The following is an 18,177-nucleotide window of genomic DNA, read 5'->3' as shown; positions in this document are numbered from 1 at the left end:
CTATAGCCTTCGCCGCATGCCCATCAAGCTCGAGAACGTCGCCATCGCCGTCCGAGACCTGGACGCGACCATCGCCTTCTTCACGGACCTGGGGCTGAGCGTCCTCGGCCGTGACACGGTCAGTGGCGAATGGACCGACACGGCTGTCGGCCTCGACGGCAACCACGCCAAGATCGCGATGCTCCAGACGCCTGACGGTCTCGGTCGGCTCGAGCTGTTCGAGTACATCCACCCCGACGCGATCGAGACCGAGCCCACCCGCCCCAACGAGATCGGCATGCATCGAGTCGCCTTCTCGGTCGACGACCTCGACGAGGCCCTCGAGATCGCGGCGAGACACGACTGCTACCCGCTGCGCGGCGTGGCGACCTACGAGGACGCCTACAAGCTCACCTATGTCCGCGGTCCGAGCGGCATCATCGTCATGCTCGCCGAGGAGCTGCAGCGGAGCTGACGTTCCGACGTCGGCGCTGCACGAGGACCATCGCGCCTCGGTCGCGACGCGCGCCACACCGCCTGGCAACGGACTGGTCGTGGCGGCGGCTCGGGTCTACCGTTCACGGGTCCGGATGCCCGGCCGCGCTCGCGGCGGGCGGGTGCGGGCCACCAACTGTCGCCGCGTGAGGCGACCCATGTCAGCACAGACTGCCCTTCTCCCCTTCCGACCGACCACCATGTCGACCGCGCAGCTGGCCGCGGTGTCGTACCTGGCTCGCTACTCGGGGCGAACGCACCGGCTGTACTCGTTCCAGCTGCGGGAGTAGTTCTCCTGGTGCGAAGGACACGGGCTGGACCCGCTCGCAGGCATCCAGCGCGCCCATGTCGAGCTGTACATCCGCGGGCTGAGCGAACGCGGACTGATGGACTCCAGCGCGGTGACCATGATGCACGGGGTGCGGGGTACTTCCGCTTCGCGCACATCGACGGCCTGGTCCCGGCGGACCCGGCCGTGTACGCCCGGCTGCCGACGGTGCACCGGGACGAGACGCGCACCCAAGGGTTCGACCGGCTCGAGCTCATCCGGTTCCTGCATGTCTCCCAGACCATCACCGTCCACCACGGCGCCCTGGCCTTCCTGTTGGGGATCAACGCGCTGCGTGCGTCGGAGGCCGCGGCGGTCCGGATCGAGGACTACGCCGAGACCTTGCGCGGGCACCGCGTGCTGCGGTTGGTCGGCAAGGGCTACAAGCCGGGCACGATGCCGGTGACCGTCCCGGTGCTGCGGGCCCTCGAGGCACTACCGAGCACTACGACCGCGCACGCGGCAACCTCGACCGGCACGGCGTGCACTTCCTCACCGCGTACGTCGCAGGCGTCTGAGGTGGCCTGTCCGCCCAAGGTCGGCGGTCGCGACCAGCTCCGTGCCAGACTCGAGCGGGTGGCCGACTTCGAGCTGACGACGGCCGAGCTGCGCGCGGTCGCCTGGTACGCCGCCGACGGCGCCGAGCCGGCGCTCGTCGTGTGGGACCGCGCTCACCCCGACGACGACCGGCCGCGCGCTGCCATAGCCGCGGCCCGCGAGTACGCGCAGGGCGCGCCGCGCTCGAACCTCCAGCGGCACACCGCGACCGACGCCCACCGCGCCGGGCGGGAGGCATCCACCGAGGCCGCGAAGCACGCCGCGACGGCCGCCGGTGACGCCGCGGCCGCCGCCTACCTGCACCCGCTCGCGAACGCCACGCAGCTGCGGCACCTCCTCGGCGCCGCGGTGCACGCGGCCCGGGCCGCCGAGCTGTACCGGGGCGACGACCCGGTGGTCGCCGAGTACGTCCTCGACGCCGCGGCCCGGCGGGCGAGCCCGGTCGTCCTCGACGTCCTGTCCCGCTACCCCCGGGCGCCGGAGGGCGGCAGTCGCGTGGCGGCGCTCCTGCACCGGCTCGACGTGCTGCTGCGCGACCCGCCCCCGCCGAAGCGCGTCGTCGACGACCCCGGCCCGTTCTTCCACGGCACCCGGGCCGACGTCCGTCCCGGTGACGTGCTGACGCCGGGGTGGCGCTCGAACTACGGCACGGGCAGACCCATGAGGCACATCTACGTCACGGCCTCGTCGAACGGCGCTCCCCTGGCCGCCGAGCTCGCGCGCGGCGACGGGCCGCCGCGCGTCTACCAGGTCGAGCCGCTCGGCCCGCTCGAGGACGACCCGAACGTCACCGACAAGCGCTTCCCCGGCAACCCGACGCGCTCCTACCGCACGACCGAGGGCGTGCGCGTGGTCGAGGAGGTGCTCGACTGGGAGCCACCCGACGCCGCGCTTGTGCAGCGCCTCCGCGCATCCTCCGGCGAGCTGGCCGAGCTCGGCATCGAGGCGATGGACTGAGCCGCCGGCGCGCGGCGTCCTCAACGGTGGCTGCCGGCGCCGCGACCAGCGCGATTCCTCGGCCCGCAGGGTGGTCACGTAGCGTTTTCGGGTGACCACCCCCACGCGACCCCACCCCCGCCGCGCCGCGCTCGCCCTCACCGGGGCGCTCGCCGTCACCCTCGCCGGCTGCTCGACCGGCACGCCCGAGGCGGCCCCGACCAGCGCGTCCGCGTCGAGCACGTCCGCGTCGCCGTCGGCCTCGGCGACCCCGTCGCCGAGCGAGACCCCGACCTGCGCCGACACGACGTACGAGGCTATGACCGCCAACCAGCGGCTCGGCCAGCTGCTCATGGTCGGCTTCGACACCAACGCCTCCCTCGACGCGCTCGACTCGACGATCACGAAGGACCACGTCGGCAACGTCATCTACCTCGGCGGCTGGGAGGGCGCCGAGAAGGTGTCGACCACCTCCGAGCACCTCCAGGGGCTCGTCTCCCGCAAGGCCACCGCCGGCATCGACCTGATGATCGCCGCCGACCAGGAGGGCGGCGAGGTGCACCAGCTGCGCGGCGAGGGCTTCACCCGCCCGCCGACCGCGAGCGAGCAGGCGCAGATGTCCTCGTCCGCGCTGCGCAAGGCCGCCGCCGGCTGGGCCGAGGAGCTCAAGGACGCCGGGGTCAACGTCAACCTCGCGCCGGTCACCGACACCGTGCCGGCCGACCTCGGCCGCGGCAACGAGCCGATCGGCAAGTACGAGCGCGAGTACGGGTCGGACCCCAAGACCGTCGAGAAGGCGTCGACCGCGTTCATCGAGGGGATGCTCGACGGCGGCGTCGAGGCGACGGTCAAGCACTTCCCGGGGCTCGGCCGCATCCGCAACAACACCGACTTCCACAGCACCGGCATCACGGACCCGACGACGACGAAGGACGACCCCTACCTCGAGCCGTTCGCCGCGGGCGTCGACGCCGGCGCGGGCCTCGTCATGGTTGGCTCCGCCAACTACGCGAAGATCGACCCCGGCGTGCCGGCGATGTTCTCGCGCACGGTCGTCACCGACATGCTGCGCGGCGAGCTCGGCTTCGACGGCGTCGTCATCACCGACGACGTCAACGCGCAGTCCGTCCGCTCCACCTCCCCCGGGCAGCGCGCCGTCAAGTTCGTCGAGGCGGGCGGTGACATCACGCTGACCGGCGACGCGTCCGTCGCCCCCGCGATGCTCGAGGCGCTGGCCGCGAAGGCGGACAAGGACGACGACTTCGCGCAGCAGGTCGATGCCTCGGTGCACCGCGTGCTCGACCTCAAGGACCGGATGGGCCTGCTCCCCTGCTCGTCGTCGTCGACGTCCGGGGACTGACGGCGGGCACCCCTCCCGCCGCGGCCCGGAGCGGCCTAGGCTCGACGGGGTGACGGCCTCCCCCTCCACCGCACCGGCTCCGGTCATCGTCCTGGCGTCCGGCGAGCACACCGACACCCTCCTCGACGTCTTCTGGCGCTACTCGCGCGAGTACGACCTGCGCACCGCCGGCTCGTGCCGCGAGGCGTGCGACGTCACCGAGGACGCCCTCGCGCAGGGCCACCAGGTGGCGATGTTCGTCACCGACTCGCGCCTGCCCGACGAGGAGAACGTGCTCGCCGCGTTCGCGGAGTGGCGCCACCTCGTGCCGACCGCGCGCCGGCTCGTCGTCGCGCCCTACGACCGGTTCCTCTCCGACGCCCCGCGGCTGCGCTCCGGCATGGCCAAGGGCAAGTACGACGCCTACCTCCTCATGCCGCGCGGCACGCGGGACGAGGAGTTCCACCACTCCGTCACCGAGCTGCTCAGCGAGTGGGGCTGGACCGCGACCGACCCCGACGTCGTCGTCGCGAAGATCGTCGCGCCGCCCGGTGACGTCGTGGCCCAGCAGGTCCGCGACTTCTTCGACCGCATGGGCATCCCCTGCCGCTCGGTCGAGCCCGACAGCGAGATCGGCCGGCACGTGGCCGAGCACTTCCCCGAGGACGCCGGCTACCCGCGGGTCTGGGCCGCCAACCGCGACCCGATCGTCGCGACGTCGGTGCGCGACGTCGCCCGCTCGTTCTTCGACACGCAGGCCGAGCGCGAGATGGACGCCGCCGCGGGTGCCTCCGTCGTCGACGTCGCGGTCGTCGGTGGTGGACCGGCGGGGCTCGCGACAGCGGTCTACGCGGCGTCCGAGGGGCTCTCGACGATCGTCCTCGACGGCAGCGCCATCGGCGGGCAGGCCGGCACGAGCTCGATGATCCGCAACTACCTCGGCTTCCCGCGCGGCGTCTCCGGGATGCGGCTGGCCCAGCGGGCGCGTAACCAGGCGCTGCGCTTCGGCACGCGCTTCCACACCGGGTGGGAGGTCGAGCAGCTGGTCGCGGGTGCCGAGGGCGAGCCACACCTGTTGCGCGGCAGCGACTTCGAGATCAGCGCGCGGTCGGTGGTCGTCGCGTCCGGGGTCGACTACCGGCACCTCGGCGTGCCGTCGGTGGAGGCACTGGTCGGGCGCGGCGTCAACTACGGCGCGGCGATGTCGCTCTCGCGCGAGATGGAGGACCAGGACGTCGTCGTTGTCGGGGGCGGCAACTCCGCCGGGCAGGCCGCGGTGCACCTGGCGCGCTTCGCGCGGTCGGTGACCGTGGTCGTCCGCCGGCCGTCGCTGTCGGAGACGATGTCGGCCTACCTCGTCGGCGAGATCGAGTTCAACCCGCGCATCACCGTCGAGCCGTGCACGCAGGTCGTCGACGCCGGCGGAGATGGGCGCCTCGAGTGGGTCGCGTTGCGTGACACCACGACCGGCGAGACGCGGCAGCGCCCGGCGTACGGCCTCTTCCTGCTGCTCGGCGCCGAGCCGCACTGCGGCTGGCTGCCCGACGAGGTCGCGCTCGACGAGCGCGGCTTCGTCCTCACCGGGCGCGACGTGCCGAAGGACCGGTGGGTCGACGGCCTGCCGCCCGAGAACCTCGCGACGAGCGTGCCCGGCATCTTCGCCGCCGGAGACGTGCGCGCCGGCTCGATGAAGCGGGTCGCCGCGGCCACCGGCGAGGGCGCGTCCGTCGTGCCGCTCGTGCACGCCTGGCTGAGCCCCGGCGACGCCTGAGCGGGCGCCGCGCGGGTGCCGGCCCTCCGGGCAGCGCGCATCAGGCCGAGACGACCGTCACCGGCATCGAGGAGTCGGCGGGGATGCCGAGGTCCGACGGCGGCCGGCCCTTGAGCACCATCTGTGCGCCGAGCGCGGCGACCATCGCCCCGTTGTCGGTGCACAGCTTGGGCCGGGGCACGCGCAGCTCGATGCCCGCGGCGTCGCAGCGCTCCTGCGCCATCGCGCGCAGCCGCGAGTTGGCCGCCACGCCGCCGCCGATCTGCAGGTGACCGACGCCGTGCTCGCGGCACGCGTCGATCGCCTTGCGGGTCAGCACGTCGGTCACGGCCTCCTGGAAGCTGGCGGCGACGTCGGCGACCGGGACCGACTCTCCCGCAGCCTCCTTCGCGGCGACCCAGCGCGAGACGGCGGTCTTGAGCCCGGAGAACGAGAAGTCGAAGCGGTGCCGCTCCATGTCGCGCCCACCGGTCAGCCCGCGCGGGAAGTCGATGACGACCTGCCCCTCGCGCGCGACGCGGTCGATGTGCGGGCCACCGGGGAACGGCAGCCCGAGGACGCGCGCGACCTTGTCGAACGCCTCCCCCGCCGCGTCGTCGATCGTCGACCCGAGGCTGCGCACGTCGTGCGTGACGTCGGGGACGAGCAACAACGAGGAGTGCCCGCCGCTGACGAGCATCGCGAGGGTCGGCTCGGGCAACGGGCCGTGCTCGACGATGTCGACGGCGACGTGGCTCGCGAGGTGGTTGACGCCGTGCAGGGGCACGCCGAGCGAGAGGGCCAGCGCCTTGGCCGACGCGACCCCCACCATCAGGGCGCCGGCGAGACCCGGGCCGGAGGTGACCGCCACGGCGTCGACGTCGCGGAGCGTGACGCCGGCTTCCGCGCAGGCCCGCTCGATCGTCGGGACCATCGCCTCGAGGTGGGCGCGGCTGGCGACCTCGGGCACGACCCCGCCGAAGCGCGCGTGCTCGTCGACGCTGCTCGCGATGGCGTCGAACAGGAGGGTCTCGCCGCGGACGAGGCCGACACCGGTCTCGTCGCAGGAGGTCTCGATGCCGAGGACGAGGGGCTCGTCAGCCATCTGCGGCTCCGTTCTGCTGGAGGGACTTTCGCATGACGAGGGCGTCGACGCCCCCGGGGTAGTACGCACGCCGGCGGCTGATGACCGCGTAGCCGGAGGACTCGTAGAGGCCGATGGCCGGCGCGTTGTCGGCCCGCACCTCGAGGAGGACGTGCGCGGCGCCGCGGGCGAGCGCCCGTCGCTCGAGGTCCGCCAGCAGCACGCGGCCGAGGCCCTGCCCGCGCGCCTCCGGCGAGACCGCGACGGTCATGACGTCCGAGACGTCGCCACCGTGGTCGAGGCCGCCGTAGCCGAGGAGCGTGCCCACGTCGTCGGCCGCGACGACGTAGTCGCGCCGGGGTCGGGCCGCGAGCTCGGACCACCACGACGCCTCGCTCCAGGCGTCGTCGGGGAACAGCGACGCCTCGAGCGCCGCGAGGCCGGTGACGTCCGGCCAGCGCGCGTCGCGGAGGGTCGCGGCGCTCATCGCGCGGCGCGCTCCGCGGTGGTCAGGGCGTCCGGGCGACGCAGGTAGAGGGGCTCGACGGGCATCGGCGTGCCCGCGGCGAGGCGACGCGCGGCGACCTGCGCGAGCACCCCGGGGTCGACGTCGAGGACGTCGGCCAGCGGTGCCTCGAACAAATCGGCGTAGAGCAGCGGGCCGCGGCCGGCGGTGGGCAGGGCGCGGACGTCCGCGGGCAGGCCGGCCGGCGCCTCGACGGCCGGCTCGGTGACGGCCTCGGCGGCGCCGTCGGATCCGCGGCGGTAGCGGGCCCAGTAGACCTCGCGCCGGCGGGCGTCAATCGCGACGAGGACCTCGTCGGCGTCGGTGGCGGCCAGCGCCTGTTCGGCGAGGACGTCGAGCGAGCAGACGCCGTGCACCGGCACGTCGAGCGCGTAACCCATCGTCACGGCCGTGACCATCCCGACGCGCAGGCCGGTGAACGGCCCCGGGCCGGTGCCGACGGCGAGGTCGGTGACGTCGCGGACGCCCGCGCCGGCCTTCGCGAGGGTGCGCTCGACGAGCGGGGCGAGCAGCTCGGTGTGGGCGCGGGCGTTGACCTCGACGCCGACGACCGGCTCCTCGCCGTCGCGCAGGACGGCGACGCCGATGGCCGAGGTGGAGGTGTCGAGGGCGAGGGTCAGCACGGCTCTCCTCCGAGGGGTGCGAGGGGGTCGGGTGCGTCGGCATCGGCCGCGTCGGCGGTGGCGTCGACGGCCCAGCGGCCGCCGACGCCGGTGACCGTGGCGGTGCGGCGCTCGGTCTCGGGGTCGACGTCGAGGACGACCTCGAGGCGGTCATCGGCGAGGCCCTCGGCGAGGCCGTGGCCCCACTCGACGACGGTGACCGACTCCTCGACGCTGGCGTCGAGGTCGAGGTCGTCGAGCTCGAGGGCGCCGCCGAGGCGGTAGGCGTCGACGTGGACGAGCGCCGGCCCGCCGACGGTCGAGGGGTGCACGCGCGCGATGACGAACGTCGGGGAGGTCACCGCACCCCGCACCCCGAGGGCCTCGCCGAGGCCCTGGGTGAGGGTGGTCTTCCCGGCGCCGAGGCCGCCGGTGAGGACGACGAGGTCGCCCGCCCGCAGCACGCCGCCGAGGGCGGTGCCGAGGGCCCGGGTGTCGTCGACCTCGGGCAGCACGAATCGACGGGCGCTCACGAGGCCGCCTCCCTGCGGGCCCGGCCGGCCCGCCGCTTCTTCGAGATGTCCTGGACGGTGCGCCGCACGCGCGGCTTGCTGCTGACCGGCACGCCCTCGGCCACTGCTCGCCGGGCGCGCTGGATGAGCGCGAGCAGCTGCTCCGTGACGAGGTCGGGGTGCTCGAGCATGAGGATGTGCCCGGCGTCCTCCACGACGACGTGCTCGGCGCCGGGGACGTGGCGGACGATGTCCTCCGAGTGCGAGGGCGGCGTGATGAGGTCGCCCGCGCCGTTGATGACGAGGAGCTCGACACCGGTCAGCGCCTGGAGCGACGGCACGAGGTCGAGGCCGTCGATGTCGGGCAGGAAGGCCGCCATCACGTCGAACGAGGTCTCGAAGATCATCTCGGCGACGAGGTCGACGAGGGCCGGGCTGACCGGGGAGTCGAAGGCCCAGCGGGCGACGGCGAGGTCCTGGACGCCCTTGCCCATCTTGCGCAGGACGCCGATCGGGCCGGCGTGGCGGGACAGGCGGGTCAGCACGCCCGGCCCGAGGGAGCCGACGACGCGACCGACGAGCGGTCCGAGGCCGAACTCGGTCACCTCGTGGCCGCCCGGCGAGGTCGAGACGAGCGCGACGGCGAGGACGCGGTCGCGCACCACGCCGGGATGCTGGCCGGCGAAGGACATGACGCTCATCCCGCCCATCGAGTGGCCGATGAGCACGACCGGGCCGGACGGGCACGTGGCCTCGATGACGGCGGCGAGGTCGAGGCCGAGCCGGGCGACGGTGCACGTGGAGAGGTCCGGGGTGGAGGAGCGGCCGTGGCCGCGCTGGTCGTAGGTGACGACGCGCAGCCCCTCGTCGAGCAGCGCGCGCCGCTGGAGCACCCACGACTGCATGGTCAGGGCGAAGCCGTGGGCCATGACGACCGTCGGGGTGCGCCCGGCGAGGTGGCGGCGGCCACGGCTCGCGGTGCGCGGGGCGTCGATCTCGACGTGGAGGTCGACGCCGTCGTCGGTGCGCACCGTCAGCGACTCGCTCGGGACGTGACCCCAGCCCTCGACGGGGTCCCCGAGGTCGGGGCGCATCGCCGGCCCGCGGCGGACGCGGTCGCCGACGGCTCCGAGCAGCCCGAGCGGCCCTCCGGTGGGGCGGGTGGGCATCAGGCGTCCTCCCCGACCACGACGCGCGGCAGGCGGGGGGCCATCCGGGTGACGACCTCGTAGTTGATGGTGCCGGCGGCCTCCGCCCAGTCCTGGGCCGTGGGCTCGCCGTCGGCGCCGCGGCCGAGGACCGTCACCTCGTCGCCCGGGGCGCCGTCGAAGTCCGCGCCGAGGTCGAGGACGAACTGGTCCATGCAGACCCGCCCCGCGATGGCGTACCGGCGGCCCCCGACCTGCACCGGACCGGCGTTGCCGGCGTGCCGCGGGATGCCGTCGGCGTACCCCATCGGGACCAGGCCGAGCACGGTGTCGCGGTCGGTCGTGTACTCATGGCCGTAGCTGACGCCCTGGCCGGCCCGGGCCCGCTTGACCTGGGTGAGGCGTGCCGTGACGCGCATCGCCTCGCGCAGGCCGAAGTCGGCCGGGCTGCCGAGGTCGGGCACGGGCGAGAGCCCGTAGACCGCGAGGCCGGGGCGGACGAGGTCGAAGTGCGCGGACGGGTTGGTGAGCGTCGCGGCGGAGTTGGCGAGGTGGCGCAGGCCGGGGTCGACGCCGGCGGCCTCGAGCTCGGCGACGGCCTCGACGAAGCGCTCCTGCTGGGCGCGGACCGTCGGGTGCTGCGGGGCGTCGGCCCACGCGAAGTGCGACCACGTGCCCGTGACGCGGACGGCGCCCTCGGCGACGGCGGCCGCGAGCGCGTGCGTGAACTCGCTCCAGTCGATGAGGACGCCGCCGCGGCCGAGACCGGTGTCGACCTTGGCCTGGACGCGGGCGGTGGTGCCGCGCTGCCGGGCGGCGGCGACGACGGCGTCGAGGTTCCAGCGGCTGCCGACGGTGAGGTCGATGTCCGCGTCGATCGCCGCGCCGAGGTCGGCCTGCGGCGGGTAGATCCACGTGAGGAGGGGTGCGTCGACGCCGGCGGCACGGAGTGCCAGCGCCTCGTCGAGCTGGGCGACGCCGAGCCAGGCCGCGCCGCCCGCGAGGGCGGCGCGCGCGGCGGTGACGAGGCCGTGGCCGTAGGCGTCGGCCTTGACGACGGCCATGACCTGGGCCGGGGCGCAGCGACGCACGAGCGCGGCGACGTTGTCGCGGATGGCTGCGGCATCCACCGTCACCCGCGCGGACGCACCCGTCGGCGCGGTCGCTCGGGCGGGTGCGGTGGGGGCGGGGTGGTCGGTCATGAGCCTGTCCAGTCTAGGACCGCAGGTCGGGCCGGGTCCGCGGAGGTCACCAGACGCGAGCCCGATGCGGTCCGATCGGCCGACCCGCGACCGACCGGTTCCTGAGAGCGAGGAGACAAAGGGTGCTCTCCCAGCCTCCTGCCACCGCGGAAGGAATCCCTTCCATCCCGCAAGGAATCCCTGCCACCGCGGAAGGAGTCCCTTTCGCCCGGCAAGGTTTCGCTTTCACCCGGCAACGTTTCCCTTTCACGGCGCAAGGAAGTGGTTGCGGGCGGAAGGGAAACCTTGCGGCGTAGTGGCGGTGGTTGCGGGTGGAACGTAAACCTTCCGCTCCGCATGGAGGCTGGGAGGGTACATATTCGCCCCCCGCTCTCAGGAAAGCGGGCGGGCCCGCCCCTTCCCGCGGGCTCAGCGGCGGAGGAGTGCCGCCACGGTCGCCGGGACGGCCCGTGCCACGTCGAGGGCGCGCACCGGTCCACCGGGGTTGGCCCGGTCGGCGGCGACGCCGTGCACCAGCGCGCCGAGGGCTCCCGCGACGTCCGCCCGCAGGCCCGACGCCAGCAGCGTCCCGACCACCCCGGCCAGCACGTCTCCCGCCCCGGCCGTCCCGAGCCACGCCGGCGCGTCCGCCTGCGACCACACCGGCGCGCCCTCACCCGGCGGCACGACGAGCGTCGTCGACCCCTTGAGCAGCACCGTCGCCCCGGTCACCTCCGCCAGCCGCCGGGCGTGCCGCAGCGGCGCGGCTTCCACCGCCGCGCGCTCCACGTCCTCGCCGGTCAGCCGCGACAGCAGCCGCGCGCACTCCCCCGCGTGCGGCGTCAGCAGCGTCACCCGCTCGGCCCGCTTGCGCAGGACCGCCGCGTTGAGCAGGTCCAGCCCGCCGGCGTCCACGAGCACCGGCTCGTCCCCCGCGAGCGCGTCCCGCGCGGCGTCGAGCTGAGCCTTCGACCCCGCCGCCCGGGACGTCGTGTCGAGCCCGGGCCCGACGACCCACGCCTGCACCCGCCCGACACCGTGCGTCACCTCGGGTACGTGGGCGCGCACCAGTCCCTCGGGCGTGGGGGTCCCGACGTAACGGACCATCCCCGCCCCCGCCTCGACTGCCGCCGTCGTGCACAGCAGCGCGGCACCGGTGTACGACTCCCCGCCGGCCACGACCCCCAGCACCCCGCGCGAGTACTTGTCGTCCCGCGGGCCCGGCACCGGCCACATCCCGGCAACGTCGTCGTGGTCGATGCGGCGCACCACCGGGACGGCCTCGACCTCCAGCCCGATGTCGACGACGGTCAGCGCGCCGCACGCCTGCTCGGTCGGCGCCAGCAGGTGCACCGGCTTCGCGACCGAGAACGTCACGGTCTCGTCGGCGAGCACCCCGTCCGCGTCGAAGACCTCGCCGGCGGGATCCTGCCCCGACGGCAGGTCGACAGCCAGCACGTACGCCGACTCCGGTACCGCCGACACCCACGCAGTCGCCCACTCCGGCAGCCCCGGCCGCGCCCCGATGCCGAGGATGCCGTCGAGGACGAGGTCGGCCTCGGCGACCAGCGCCACGTCGCCCGTCAGCACGACCCCGGCGGCCTCCGCCGCTGAACGCGCCCCCTCGTGCACCGTCTCGCCGACGAGCGCGACGGCCGCGTACCCGGCCTCGGCCAGGGAGGCCGCCGCGTACAGCGCGTCGGCGCCGTTGTTGCCCGGCCCGACGAGTGCCACGACCGAGCGGCCCCCGCGCTCCTCGAGCCGCGCCGCGGCCACCGCCGCCAGCCCCTCGACGGCCCGCGCCATCAGCTCGCCGTCGGCGAGCGACGCCATGAGCGCCTCCTCGGCGGCGTACACCGCGGCGGTCCCGTGACCCTCGATCATCGCTGCTCCTCCCGCTCCGCGACGACGACCGCCGAGGCGATCCCGGCGTCGTGCGAGAGCGACACGTGGATGGACGTGATGCCGAGCTCGGCGACGGCCGCCTCGACGGTGCCGCGCAGCCGGAAGGCCGGCCGGCGGTCGGCGCCCCGGACGACCTCGGCGTCGTGCCACTGCAGGCCGACCGGCGCCCCGAGCGCCTTGGCCAGGGCCTCCTTGGCGGCGAACCGCGCCGCCCGCGAGTTCAGGGGCAGCCCCCGCTCCCCCTCGGTGAACAAGCGCTCCCCGAGGCGCGGCGTGCGCTCCAGCGTCGCGCCGAAGCGCTCGACGTCGACGACGTCGATGCCGACCCCGACGATCATCGCGCCACCGGCGTCACGCGGCCGCCCCCGACGTCACTCGACCGTGACCGACTTCGCGAGGTTGCGCGGCTGGTCGACGTCGAGGCCCTTGGCCGTCGCCAGGTGCAGTGCGAAGACCTGCAGCGGCACGACCGCGAGCAGCGCTGCCAGCATCGGCGAGCACTGCGGGATGCGCACGACCTCGCTCGCGAACGGCTCGACGTCCTCGTCGCCGTCGTGGGCGATGACGAGGGTGCGCGCGCCCCGGGCGCGGATCTCCTGGATGTTGGAGACGACCTTCTTGTGCAGCTCGTGCGGGGTGTCCGGACCGGGCACCACGACGAACACCGGCTGGCCGGGCTCGATGAGCGCGATCGGGCCGTGCTTGAGCTCGCCGGCCGCGAAGCCCTCGGCGTGGATGTAGGCAAGCTCCTTGAGCTTGAGCGCGCCCTCCATCGCCACCGGGTAGCCGACGTTGCGACCGAGGAAGAGCACCGTGCGGGTGTCGGCCATGAACTCGGCCATCTCCTGCACGCGGCCCATCCGGCCGAGCAGGTCCTCGATCTTCGCGGGGATCTCCGCGAGCTCGGCCATGACGGCCTTCGCGTCGTCGGCGTAGGTCTCGCCGCGGAGCTGCGCGAGGTAGAGGCCGAGGACGTAGCAGGCGGTGATCTGCGCGAGGAAGGCCTTGGTCGAGGCGACGGCGATCTCGGGGCCGGCGTGCGTGTAGAGCACCGCGTCGGACTCGCGCGGGATCGTCGAGCCGTGCGTGTTGCAGATCGAGAGGGTCATCGCGCCGAGCTCGGTGGCGTGCTTGACCGCCATCAGCGTGTCCATCGTCTCGCCGGACTGGCTGATCGAGACGACGAGCGTGTCCTCGTCGACGATCGGGTCGCAGTAGCGGAACTCGTGGGCGAGGGCGACCTCGACCGGGATGCGCGTCCAGTGCTCGATCGCGTACTTGGCGACCATGCCGGCGTACGACGCGGTGCCGCACGCGACGATCGTGATGCGGCGGACCTGGCGCAGCCGCTCCTCCGGGATGCGGACCTCGTCGAGCACGAGCGCACCCGACTCGTCGGTGCGCCCGAGCAGCGTGTCGGCGACGGCGTGCGGCTGCTCGTGGATCTCCTTCTCCATGAACGTCGCGTAGCCGCCCTTCTCGGCGGCGGCGGCGTCCCAGGTGACCTCGTAGGACTTGCCCTCGGCCGGCGCGCCGTCGAAGCCGATGACCGAGTGGCCGTCCGGGGTGATCGTGACGATCTGGTCCTGGCCGAGCTCGAGCGCGTGGCGGGTGTAGCCGATGAACGCGGCGACGTCGCTGCCGAGGAAGTTCTCGCCGTCGCCGAGGCCGACGACGAGCGGGCTGTTGCGGCGCGCACCGACGACGACGCCGGGACTGTCGGCGTGGACCGCGAGGAGCGTGAACGCACCCTCGAGCCGGCCGACGACGGCCCGCATCGCCTCGGTGAGGTCGCCGAGGCGGTCGTACTCGCGCCCGACGAGCTTGGCGGCGACCTCGGTGTCGGTCTCGGAGAGGAACTCGACGCCCTCGGCGAGGAGCTCCTTCTTCAGCGCGTGGAAGTTCTCGATGATGCCGTTGTGGATGAGGGCCAGCCGGTCGCCGTCGCCCCCACGGTGGGGGTGCGCGTTGCCGTCGGTCGGGCCGCCGTGCGTCGCCCAGCGGGTGTGCCCGATGCCGGTGCGCGAGGGGGCCAGGGGGTGCGCCTCGAGGGCGGAACGGAGGTTCTCGAGCTTGCCGGCGCGCTTCTCGGTGCTCACGCCGTCGTCGGTGACGAGGGCGACGCCCGCCGAGTCGTACCCGCGGTACTCGAGGCGGCTCAGGCCCTCCATCACGACGTCGAGCGCCGTCCCGTCCATGCTCCGGCCGACGTAGCCGACGATTCCACACATGGCGGGCAGCCTAGCCGCTGACGGCCCCCTCCCCCGCACCGGCGCGGGCCCGCCCGAGCCCGCCCGGGGCCCTCGCGCAAGGGCCCGGACGGCCCGTGGGGACGGGCCTTCCGATGCCCCACGGGGCCGATGCGGAATGATGCAGGGGTGACCGCAACGGAGCAGGCACTGGCGCGCCTCGGCGTGACCGGGGCCGCCGGGGTGCCGACCCCGTACGTGGAGCTGGACCGGGGGACCTGGTCGCGGCTGCGCGAGGAGCACCCCATGAGCCTCACGCAGGACGACATCTCGCGCCTGCGCGGCCTCGGCGACCGCCTCGACCTGCGCGAGGTCGAGGACGTCTACCTGCCCCTCTCGCGCCTCCTCCACTTCTACGTCGAGGCCGTCCACGGGCTCCGGCTCGCGACGAGCGAGTTCCTCGGCGAGCGCCCGAGCCGCGTCCCGTTCGTCGTCGGCGTCGCCGGGTCGGTCGCCGTCGGCAAGTCGACGACGGCCCGCATCCTGCGTGAGCTGATGTCGCGCTGGCCCCACACCCCGCGCGTCGAGCTCGTGACGACCGATGGCTTCCTCTACCCCAACGCCGAGCTCGAGCGGCGAGGGCTGCTGCAGCGCAAGGGTTTCCCCGAGTCCTACGACCGCCGCGCGCTGCTGCGCTTCGTCGCCGACGTCAAGTCCGGCATGCCGGTCGTCGAGGCGCCGCAGTACTCGCACCTCACCTACGACGTGCTGCCCGAGCCGCTCGAGGTGCGCAAGCCGGACGTCCTCATCGTCGAGGGGCTCAACGTGCTCCAGCCCCCGGGTGTGCGCCCCGACGGCGAGAGCACCATCGCCGTCTCCGACTTTTTCGACTTCTCCGTCTACGTCGACGCCCCGGTCGACGAGGTGCGGCGCTGGTACGTCGAGCGCTTCCTGCGCCTGCGTCAGACGGCGTTCGCGGACCCGCAGTCCTACTTCCACCGGTACGCCGACCTCAGCGACGCCCAGGCCCGGGAGACGGCGGCCGGCATCTGGTCGGCGATCAACGAGCCCAACCTCGTCGAGAACGTCCAGCCCACCCGCGAGCGCGCGACCCTCGTCCTCAGCAAGGGCCCCGACCACGCCGTCACGAAGATCCGGCTGCGCAAGATCTGACCGGGAGCGGCATCCGGTCGGCCCGGACGCACGAAGGGCCCCGGCGGTGCCGGGGCCCTTCGTCGAGGTGCGGGGTGTCGCTCAGTACCAGTGCGGCGAGCGCGCCTGCCACTGCGACAGGGCGTTGCACGGCGTGCCGTACGAGCGCTTGATGTAGTCCAGGCCCCACGTGATCTGGGTGACCGGGTTGGTGCGCCAGTCGCTCGCGACGCTCGCCATCTTGTTGGCGGGCAGCGACTGCGGGATGCCGTAGGCGCCCGAGGAGGAGTTCTCGGCCCACCAGCGCCAGTCGCTCTCGCCGATCCACAGCTGCTCGAGGCAGCCCCACTGGTCGGAGCCGAAGCCGTGCTCGGGCAGGAGCAGCTTCGCGACGGACTTGGGGTCCTCCTGGGCGTTCTCGAGGACCTTCTTGCGCTCGGCGGCGCGGGCGGCGCGCTCCTGAGCGACCTGGCGCTTCTTGGCCAGCGCCGCGGCCTCGGCCTTCTGCTTCGCGTCGGCCTTGGCGGCGACGACGGCCTTCTGGACGTTCGTGGCCGACCGGTCGGATGCGACGCGCGCGGCGTCGGCGAGCGCGACCTGGCTCTCCTGCGTCGAGCTGGCGGTGGCCGAGTCGTCGAACGCGAGGCCGACGGCGTCGGCGTTGGCCGAGTCCTCGAAGGCGCTGCTCAGGGCGACGCCGCTCGTGACGACGGCGGCGACGAGGCTGGTCGAGACCAGGGGCCGACCGACCACGGACACGGCGGTCCGCCCGAGCGACCGCTTGGGAGCGGCGTGACGCGGGGCGTGACGCGGGGTGTATCGGGCCATGGGGGACCGGTGGACCTTCCAGGGGTGGGGGCGCTCCGGGGCGTGGTGCAGCCACGAGCGGCGTTACGGAATCGAGACCTTAGCCTAGGTGTAAGGACGTCGACGGCCGAAATCGCCCCCTGAGCATCCGCTCAGACGAGCAGGTCAGGGGGCCGTTCGGTCAGACCTCGAGCCCCTCGAGCAGGTCGGTCACGAGGGCCGCGATCGGGCTGCGCTCGGAGCGGGTCAGCGTCACGTGGGCGAACAGCGGGTGCCCCTTGAGCGCCTCGACGACCGCCACGACCCCGTCGTGCCGCCCGACCCGCAGGTTGTCGCGCTGGGCGACGTCGTGGGTGAGGACGACCTTGGAGTTCTGGCCGATCCGCGACAGGACGGTGAGGAGGACGTTGCGCTCGAGGCTCTGCGCCTCGTCGACGATGACGTACGCGTCGTGGAGGCTGCGCCCCCGGATGTGCGTCAGCGGCAGGACCTCGAGCATCCCCCGGTCGAGGATCTCCTCGACGACCTCGCGCGACACGAGCGCGGAGAGGGTGTCGAAGACCGCCTGGCCCCACGGGTTCATCTTCTCGGCCTCGGATCCGGGCAGGTAGCCGAGCTCCTGCCCGCCGACGGCGTACAGGGGCCGGAAGACGACGACCTTGCGCTGCTGGCGCCGCTCCATGACGGCCTCGAGGCCGGCGCACAGCGCGAGCGCCGACTTGCCGGTGCCGGCGCGGCCGCCGAGGCTGACGATCCCCACGTCGGGGTCGAGCAGCAGGTCGAGCGCGATCCGCTGCTCCGCGCTCCGGCCGTGCAGGCCGAAGGCGTCGCGGTCGCCGCGCACCATCCGCACCTGCTTGTCCGGGCCGACGCGCCCGAGGCCGGAACCCCGCGGCGAGATGAGCTTGAGACCGGTGTGGCACGGCATCTCGGCGGCGCCGGCGTGCTCGAGGCGCCCGTACTCGTAGAGGTGGTCCATCTCCTCGACGCTGACGTCGAGCTCGGCCATCCCGGTCCAGCCGGACTCGACGGCGAGCTCGGCGCGGTACTCCTCCGCGTCGAGGCCGCAGGCCGACGCCTTGACCCGCATCGGCAGGTCCTTGCTGACGACCGTGACCAGGTGCCCCTCGTTCGCGAGGTTGCGGGCGACCGCGAGGATGCGCGTGTCGTTGTCGCCGAGCCGGAAGCCGGCGGGCAGGGACATCGGGTCGGTGTGGTTGAGCTCGACGCGCAGCGTGCCGCCGACCTCGCCGACCTCGACGGGGGCGTCGAGGCGCCCGGCCTTGATGCGCAGGTCGTCGAGCATCCGCAGCGCCTGGCGCGCGAAGTAGCCGAGCTCGGGGTGGTGACGCTTGGCCTCGAGCTCGGTGACGACGACGACGGGGAGGACGACCTCGTGCTCGGCGAACCGGAGGATCGCCCGGGGGTCGGACAGGAGGACCGAGGTGTCGAGGACGAAGGTCCGGCGCGGCTCCTCTCCCGCTCGCGTGCTGGCTGCCGTCGGCGTGGTCGAGGTCATGTGCCGCTCCCGGTGGTCGGAGGAGGATCGTGGCTCGACGCTACGACCGGCCCGGGGCGCCGGCGGGAGGCGGGGACCGGCGTGTCGGTACCGGCGTGACGCCAGTGACCGGTGTGACGTCTGGGACGAGATGTCATCCGTTCGTCCCCGGCCGTCACCGGCCGTTC

Annotated in this window: 16 protein-coding genes; 5 read left to right on the top strand and 11 right to left on the bottom strand. The window is 73.8% G+C overall.

Annotated elements, in window-relative coordinates; all coding sequences use genetic code 11:
• The first annotated feature begins 16 nt into the window (after positions 1 to 16).
• The 4 genes from KMZ30_RS06470 (at position 17) to KMZ30_RS06455 (ending at position 5,406) form a co-directional block, all read left to right on the top strand.
• A complete protein-coding gene (locus tag KMZ30_RS06470) occupies positions 17 to 454 on the top strand; it encodes a VOC family protein (RefSeq protein WP_215512505.1) in 438 nt (145 codons plus the stop codon).
• A 495-nt stretch (positions 455 to 949) separates the two neighbouring features.
• On the top strand, positions 950 to 2,317 hold the full coding sequence (gene arr, locus KMZ30_RS22620; protein WP_372447508.1) for an NAD(+)--rifampin ADP-ribosyltransferase: 1,368 nt from the start codon (positions 950 to 952) through the stop codon (positions 2,315 to 2,317).
• A 91-nt stretch (positions 2,318 to 2,408) separates the two neighbouring features.
• On the top strand, positions 2,409 to 3,656 hold the full coding sequence (locus tag KMZ30_RS06460) for a glycoside hydrolase family 3 N-terminal domain-containing protein (protein ID WP_308279675.1): 1,248 nt from the start codon (positions 2,409 to 2,411) through the stop codon (positions 3,654 to 3,656).
• 49 nt (positions 3,657 to 3,705) lie between these two features.
• Positions 3,706 to 5,406, top strand: coding sequence for an NAD(P)/FAD-dependent oxidoreductase (locus KMZ30_RS06455; protein ID WP_308279674.1), 1,701 nt, complete (start codon positions 3,706 to 3,708; stop codon positions 5,404 to 5,406).
• 40 nt (positions 5,407 to 5,446) lie between these two features.
• On the opposite strand, the gene tsaD is transcribed toward KMZ30_RS06455, so the two are convergent.
• The 9 genes from tsaD to glmS form a co-directional block, all read right to left on the bottom strand.
• Positions 5,447 to 6,490, bottom strand: a complete 1,044-nt coding sequence (gene tsaD / locus KMZ30_RS06450) for a tRNA (adenosine(37)-N6)-threonylcarbamoyltransferase complex transferase subunit TsaD (protein WP_207024732.1) — start codon at positions 6,488 to 6,490, stop codon at positions 5,447 to 5,449.
• A complete protein-coding gene (gene rimI / locus KMZ30_RS06445) occupies positions 6,483 to 6,956 on the bottom strand; it encodes a ribosomal protein S18-alanine N-acetyltransferase (protein ID WP_215512503.1) in 474 nt (157 codons plus the stop codon). The genes tsaD and rimI overlap by 8 nt, the downstream gene beginning before the upstream one ends.
• Positions 6,953 to 7,618 (bottom strand): tRNA (adenosine(37)-N6)-threonylcarbamoyltransferase complex dimerization subunit type 1 TsaB, encoded by a 666-nt coding sequence (gene tsaB / locus KMZ30_RS06440; protein WP_215512502.1) that lies wholly within the window; start codon positions 7,616 to 7,618, stop codon positions 6,953 to 6,955. Before tsaB ends, rimI begins: the two co-directional genes overlap by 4 nt.
• The gene (tsaE, locus tag KMZ30_RS06435) at positions 7,612 to 8,130 is read right to left on the bottom strand and encodes a tRNA (adenosine(37)-N6)-threonylcarbamoyltransferase complex ATPase subunit type 1 TsaE (RefSeq protein WP_215512501.1); all 519 of its coding nucleotides are present in this window, start codon (positions 8,128 to 8,130) and stop codon (positions 7,612 to 7,614) included. The genes tsaB and tsaE overlap by 7 nt, the downstream gene beginning before the upstream one ends.
• The gene (locus KMZ30_RS06430) at positions 8,127 to 9,278 is read right to left on the bottom strand and encodes an alpha/beta fold hydrolase (RefSeq protein ID WP_215512500.1); all 1,152 of its coding nucleotides are present in this window, start codon (positions 9,276 to 9,278) and stop codon (positions 8,127 to 8,129) included. Before KMZ30_RS06430 ends, tsaE begins: the two co-directional genes overlap by 4 nt.
• Entirely contained in the window at positions 9,278 to 10,459 is a 1,182-nt protein-coding gene (alr, locus tag KMZ30_RS06425) for an alanine racemase (protein ID WP_215512499.1), read from the bottom strand. Before alr ends, KMZ30_RS06430 begins: the two co-directional genes overlap by 1 nt.
• A gap of 408 nt (positions 10,460 to 10,867) precedes the next feature.
• On the bottom strand, positions 10,868 to 12,322 hold the full coding sequence (locus KMZ30_RS06420; RefSeq protein ID WP_215512498.1) for a bifunctional ADP-dependent NAD(P)H-hydrate dehydratase/NAD(P)H-hydrate epimerase: 1,455 nt from the start codon (positions 12,320 to 12,322) through the stop codon (positions 10,868 to 10,870).
• Positions 12,319 to 12,681 (bottom strand): holo-ACP synthase, encoded by a 363-nt coding sequence (locus KMZ30_RS06415; RefSeq protein WP_215512497.1) that lies wholly within the window; start codon positions 12,679 to 12,681, stop codon positions 12,319 to 12,321. Before KMZ30_RS06415 ends, KMZ30_RS06420 begins: the two co-directional genes overlap by 4 nt.
• Positions 12,682 to 12,714: 33 nt before the next feature.
• A complete protein-coding gene (gene glmS / locus KMZ30_RS06410) occupies positions 12,715 to 14,574 on the bottom strand; it encodes a glutamine--fructose-6-phosphate transaminase (isomerizing) (protein WP_215512496.1) in 1,860 nt (619 codons plus the stop codon).
• A 129-nt stretch (positions 14,575 to 14,703) separates the two neighbouring features.
• On the opposite strand from glmS, the gene coaA reads away from it, so the two are divergent.
• Positions 14,704 to 15,705, top strand: a complete 1,002-nt coding sequence (gene coaA, locus KMZ30_RS06405; protein WP_215512495.1) for a type I pantothenate kinase — start codon at positions 14,704 to 14,706, stop codon at positions 15,703 to 15,705.
• Between the two features lie 81 nt (positions 15,706 to 15,786).
• On the opposite strand, the gene KMZ30_RS06400 is transcribed toward coaA, so the two are convergent.
• Both KMZ30_RS06400 and phoH2 read right to left on the bottom strand, forming a co-directional pair.
• Positions 15,787 to 16,437, bottom strand: coding sequence for an aggregation-promoting factor C-terminal-like domain-containing protein (locus KMZ30_RS06400; protein WP_215512494.1), 651 nt, complete (start codon positions 16,435 to 16,437; stop codon positions 15,787 to 15,789).
• 235 nt (positions 16,438 to 16,672) lie between these two features.
• The gene (gene phoH2, locus KMZ30_RS06395; protein ID WP_036830209.1) at positions 16,673 to 18,010 is read right to left on the bottom strand and encodes an RNA 5'-3' helicase PhoH2; all 1,338 of its coding nucleotides are present in this window, start codon (positions 18,008 to 18,010) and stop codon (positions 16,673 to 16,675) included.
• Positions 18,011 to 18,177 lie beyond the last annotated feature (167 nt).

It is taken from the genome of Phycicoccus mangrovi (assembly GCF_018729305.1).
GTDB classification, from domain to species: Bacteria; Actinomycetota; Actinomycetes; order Actinomycetales; family Dermatophilaceae; genus Phycicoccus; species Phycicoccus jejuensis.
Note: the sequence above shows the minus strand (reverse complement) of the source record. Positions and strands in the feature narration are given on the sequence as shown.

Coding starts and splice junctions, on each gene's coding strand:
- KMZ30_RS06470 (WP_215512505.1), top strand. CDS start 17: ATGCCCATCAAGCTCGAGAACGTCGCCATCGCCGTCCGAGACCTGGAC.
- tsaD (WP_207024732.1), bottom strand. CDS start 6,490: ATGGCTGACGAGCCCCTCGTCCTCGGCATCGAGACCTCCTGCGACGAG.
- rimI (WP_215512503.1), bottom strand. CDS start 6,956: ATGAGCGCCGCGACCCTCCGCGACGCGCGCTGGCCGGACGTCACCGGC.
- KMZ30_RS06430 (WP_215512500.1), bottom strand. CDS start 9,278: ATGCCCACCCGCCCCACCGGAGGGCCGCTCGGGCTGCTCGGAGCCGTC.
- alr (WP_215512499.1), bottom strand. CDS start 10,459: ATGACCGACCACCCCGCCCCCACCGCACCCGCCCGAGCGACCGCGCCG.
- KMZ30_RS06420 (WP_215512498.1), bottom strand. CDS start 12,322: ATGATCGAGGGTCACGGGACCGCCGCGGTGTACGCCGCCGAGGAGGCG.
- KMZ30_RS06415 (WP_215512497.1), bottom strand. CDS start 12,681: ATGATCGTCGGGGTCGGCATCGACGTCGTCGACGTCGAGCGCTTCGGC.
- glmS (WP_215512496.1), bottom strand. CDS start 14,574: ATGTGTGGAATCGTCGGCTACGTCGGCCGGAGCATGGACGGGACGGCG.
- coaA (WP_215512495.1), top strand. CDS start 14,704: ATGCGGAATGATGCAGGGGTGACCGCAACGGAGCAGGCACTGGCGCGC.
- phoH2 (WP_036830209.1), bottom strand. CDS start 18,010: ATGACCTCGACCACGCCGACGGCAGCCAGCACGCGAGCGGGAGAGGAG.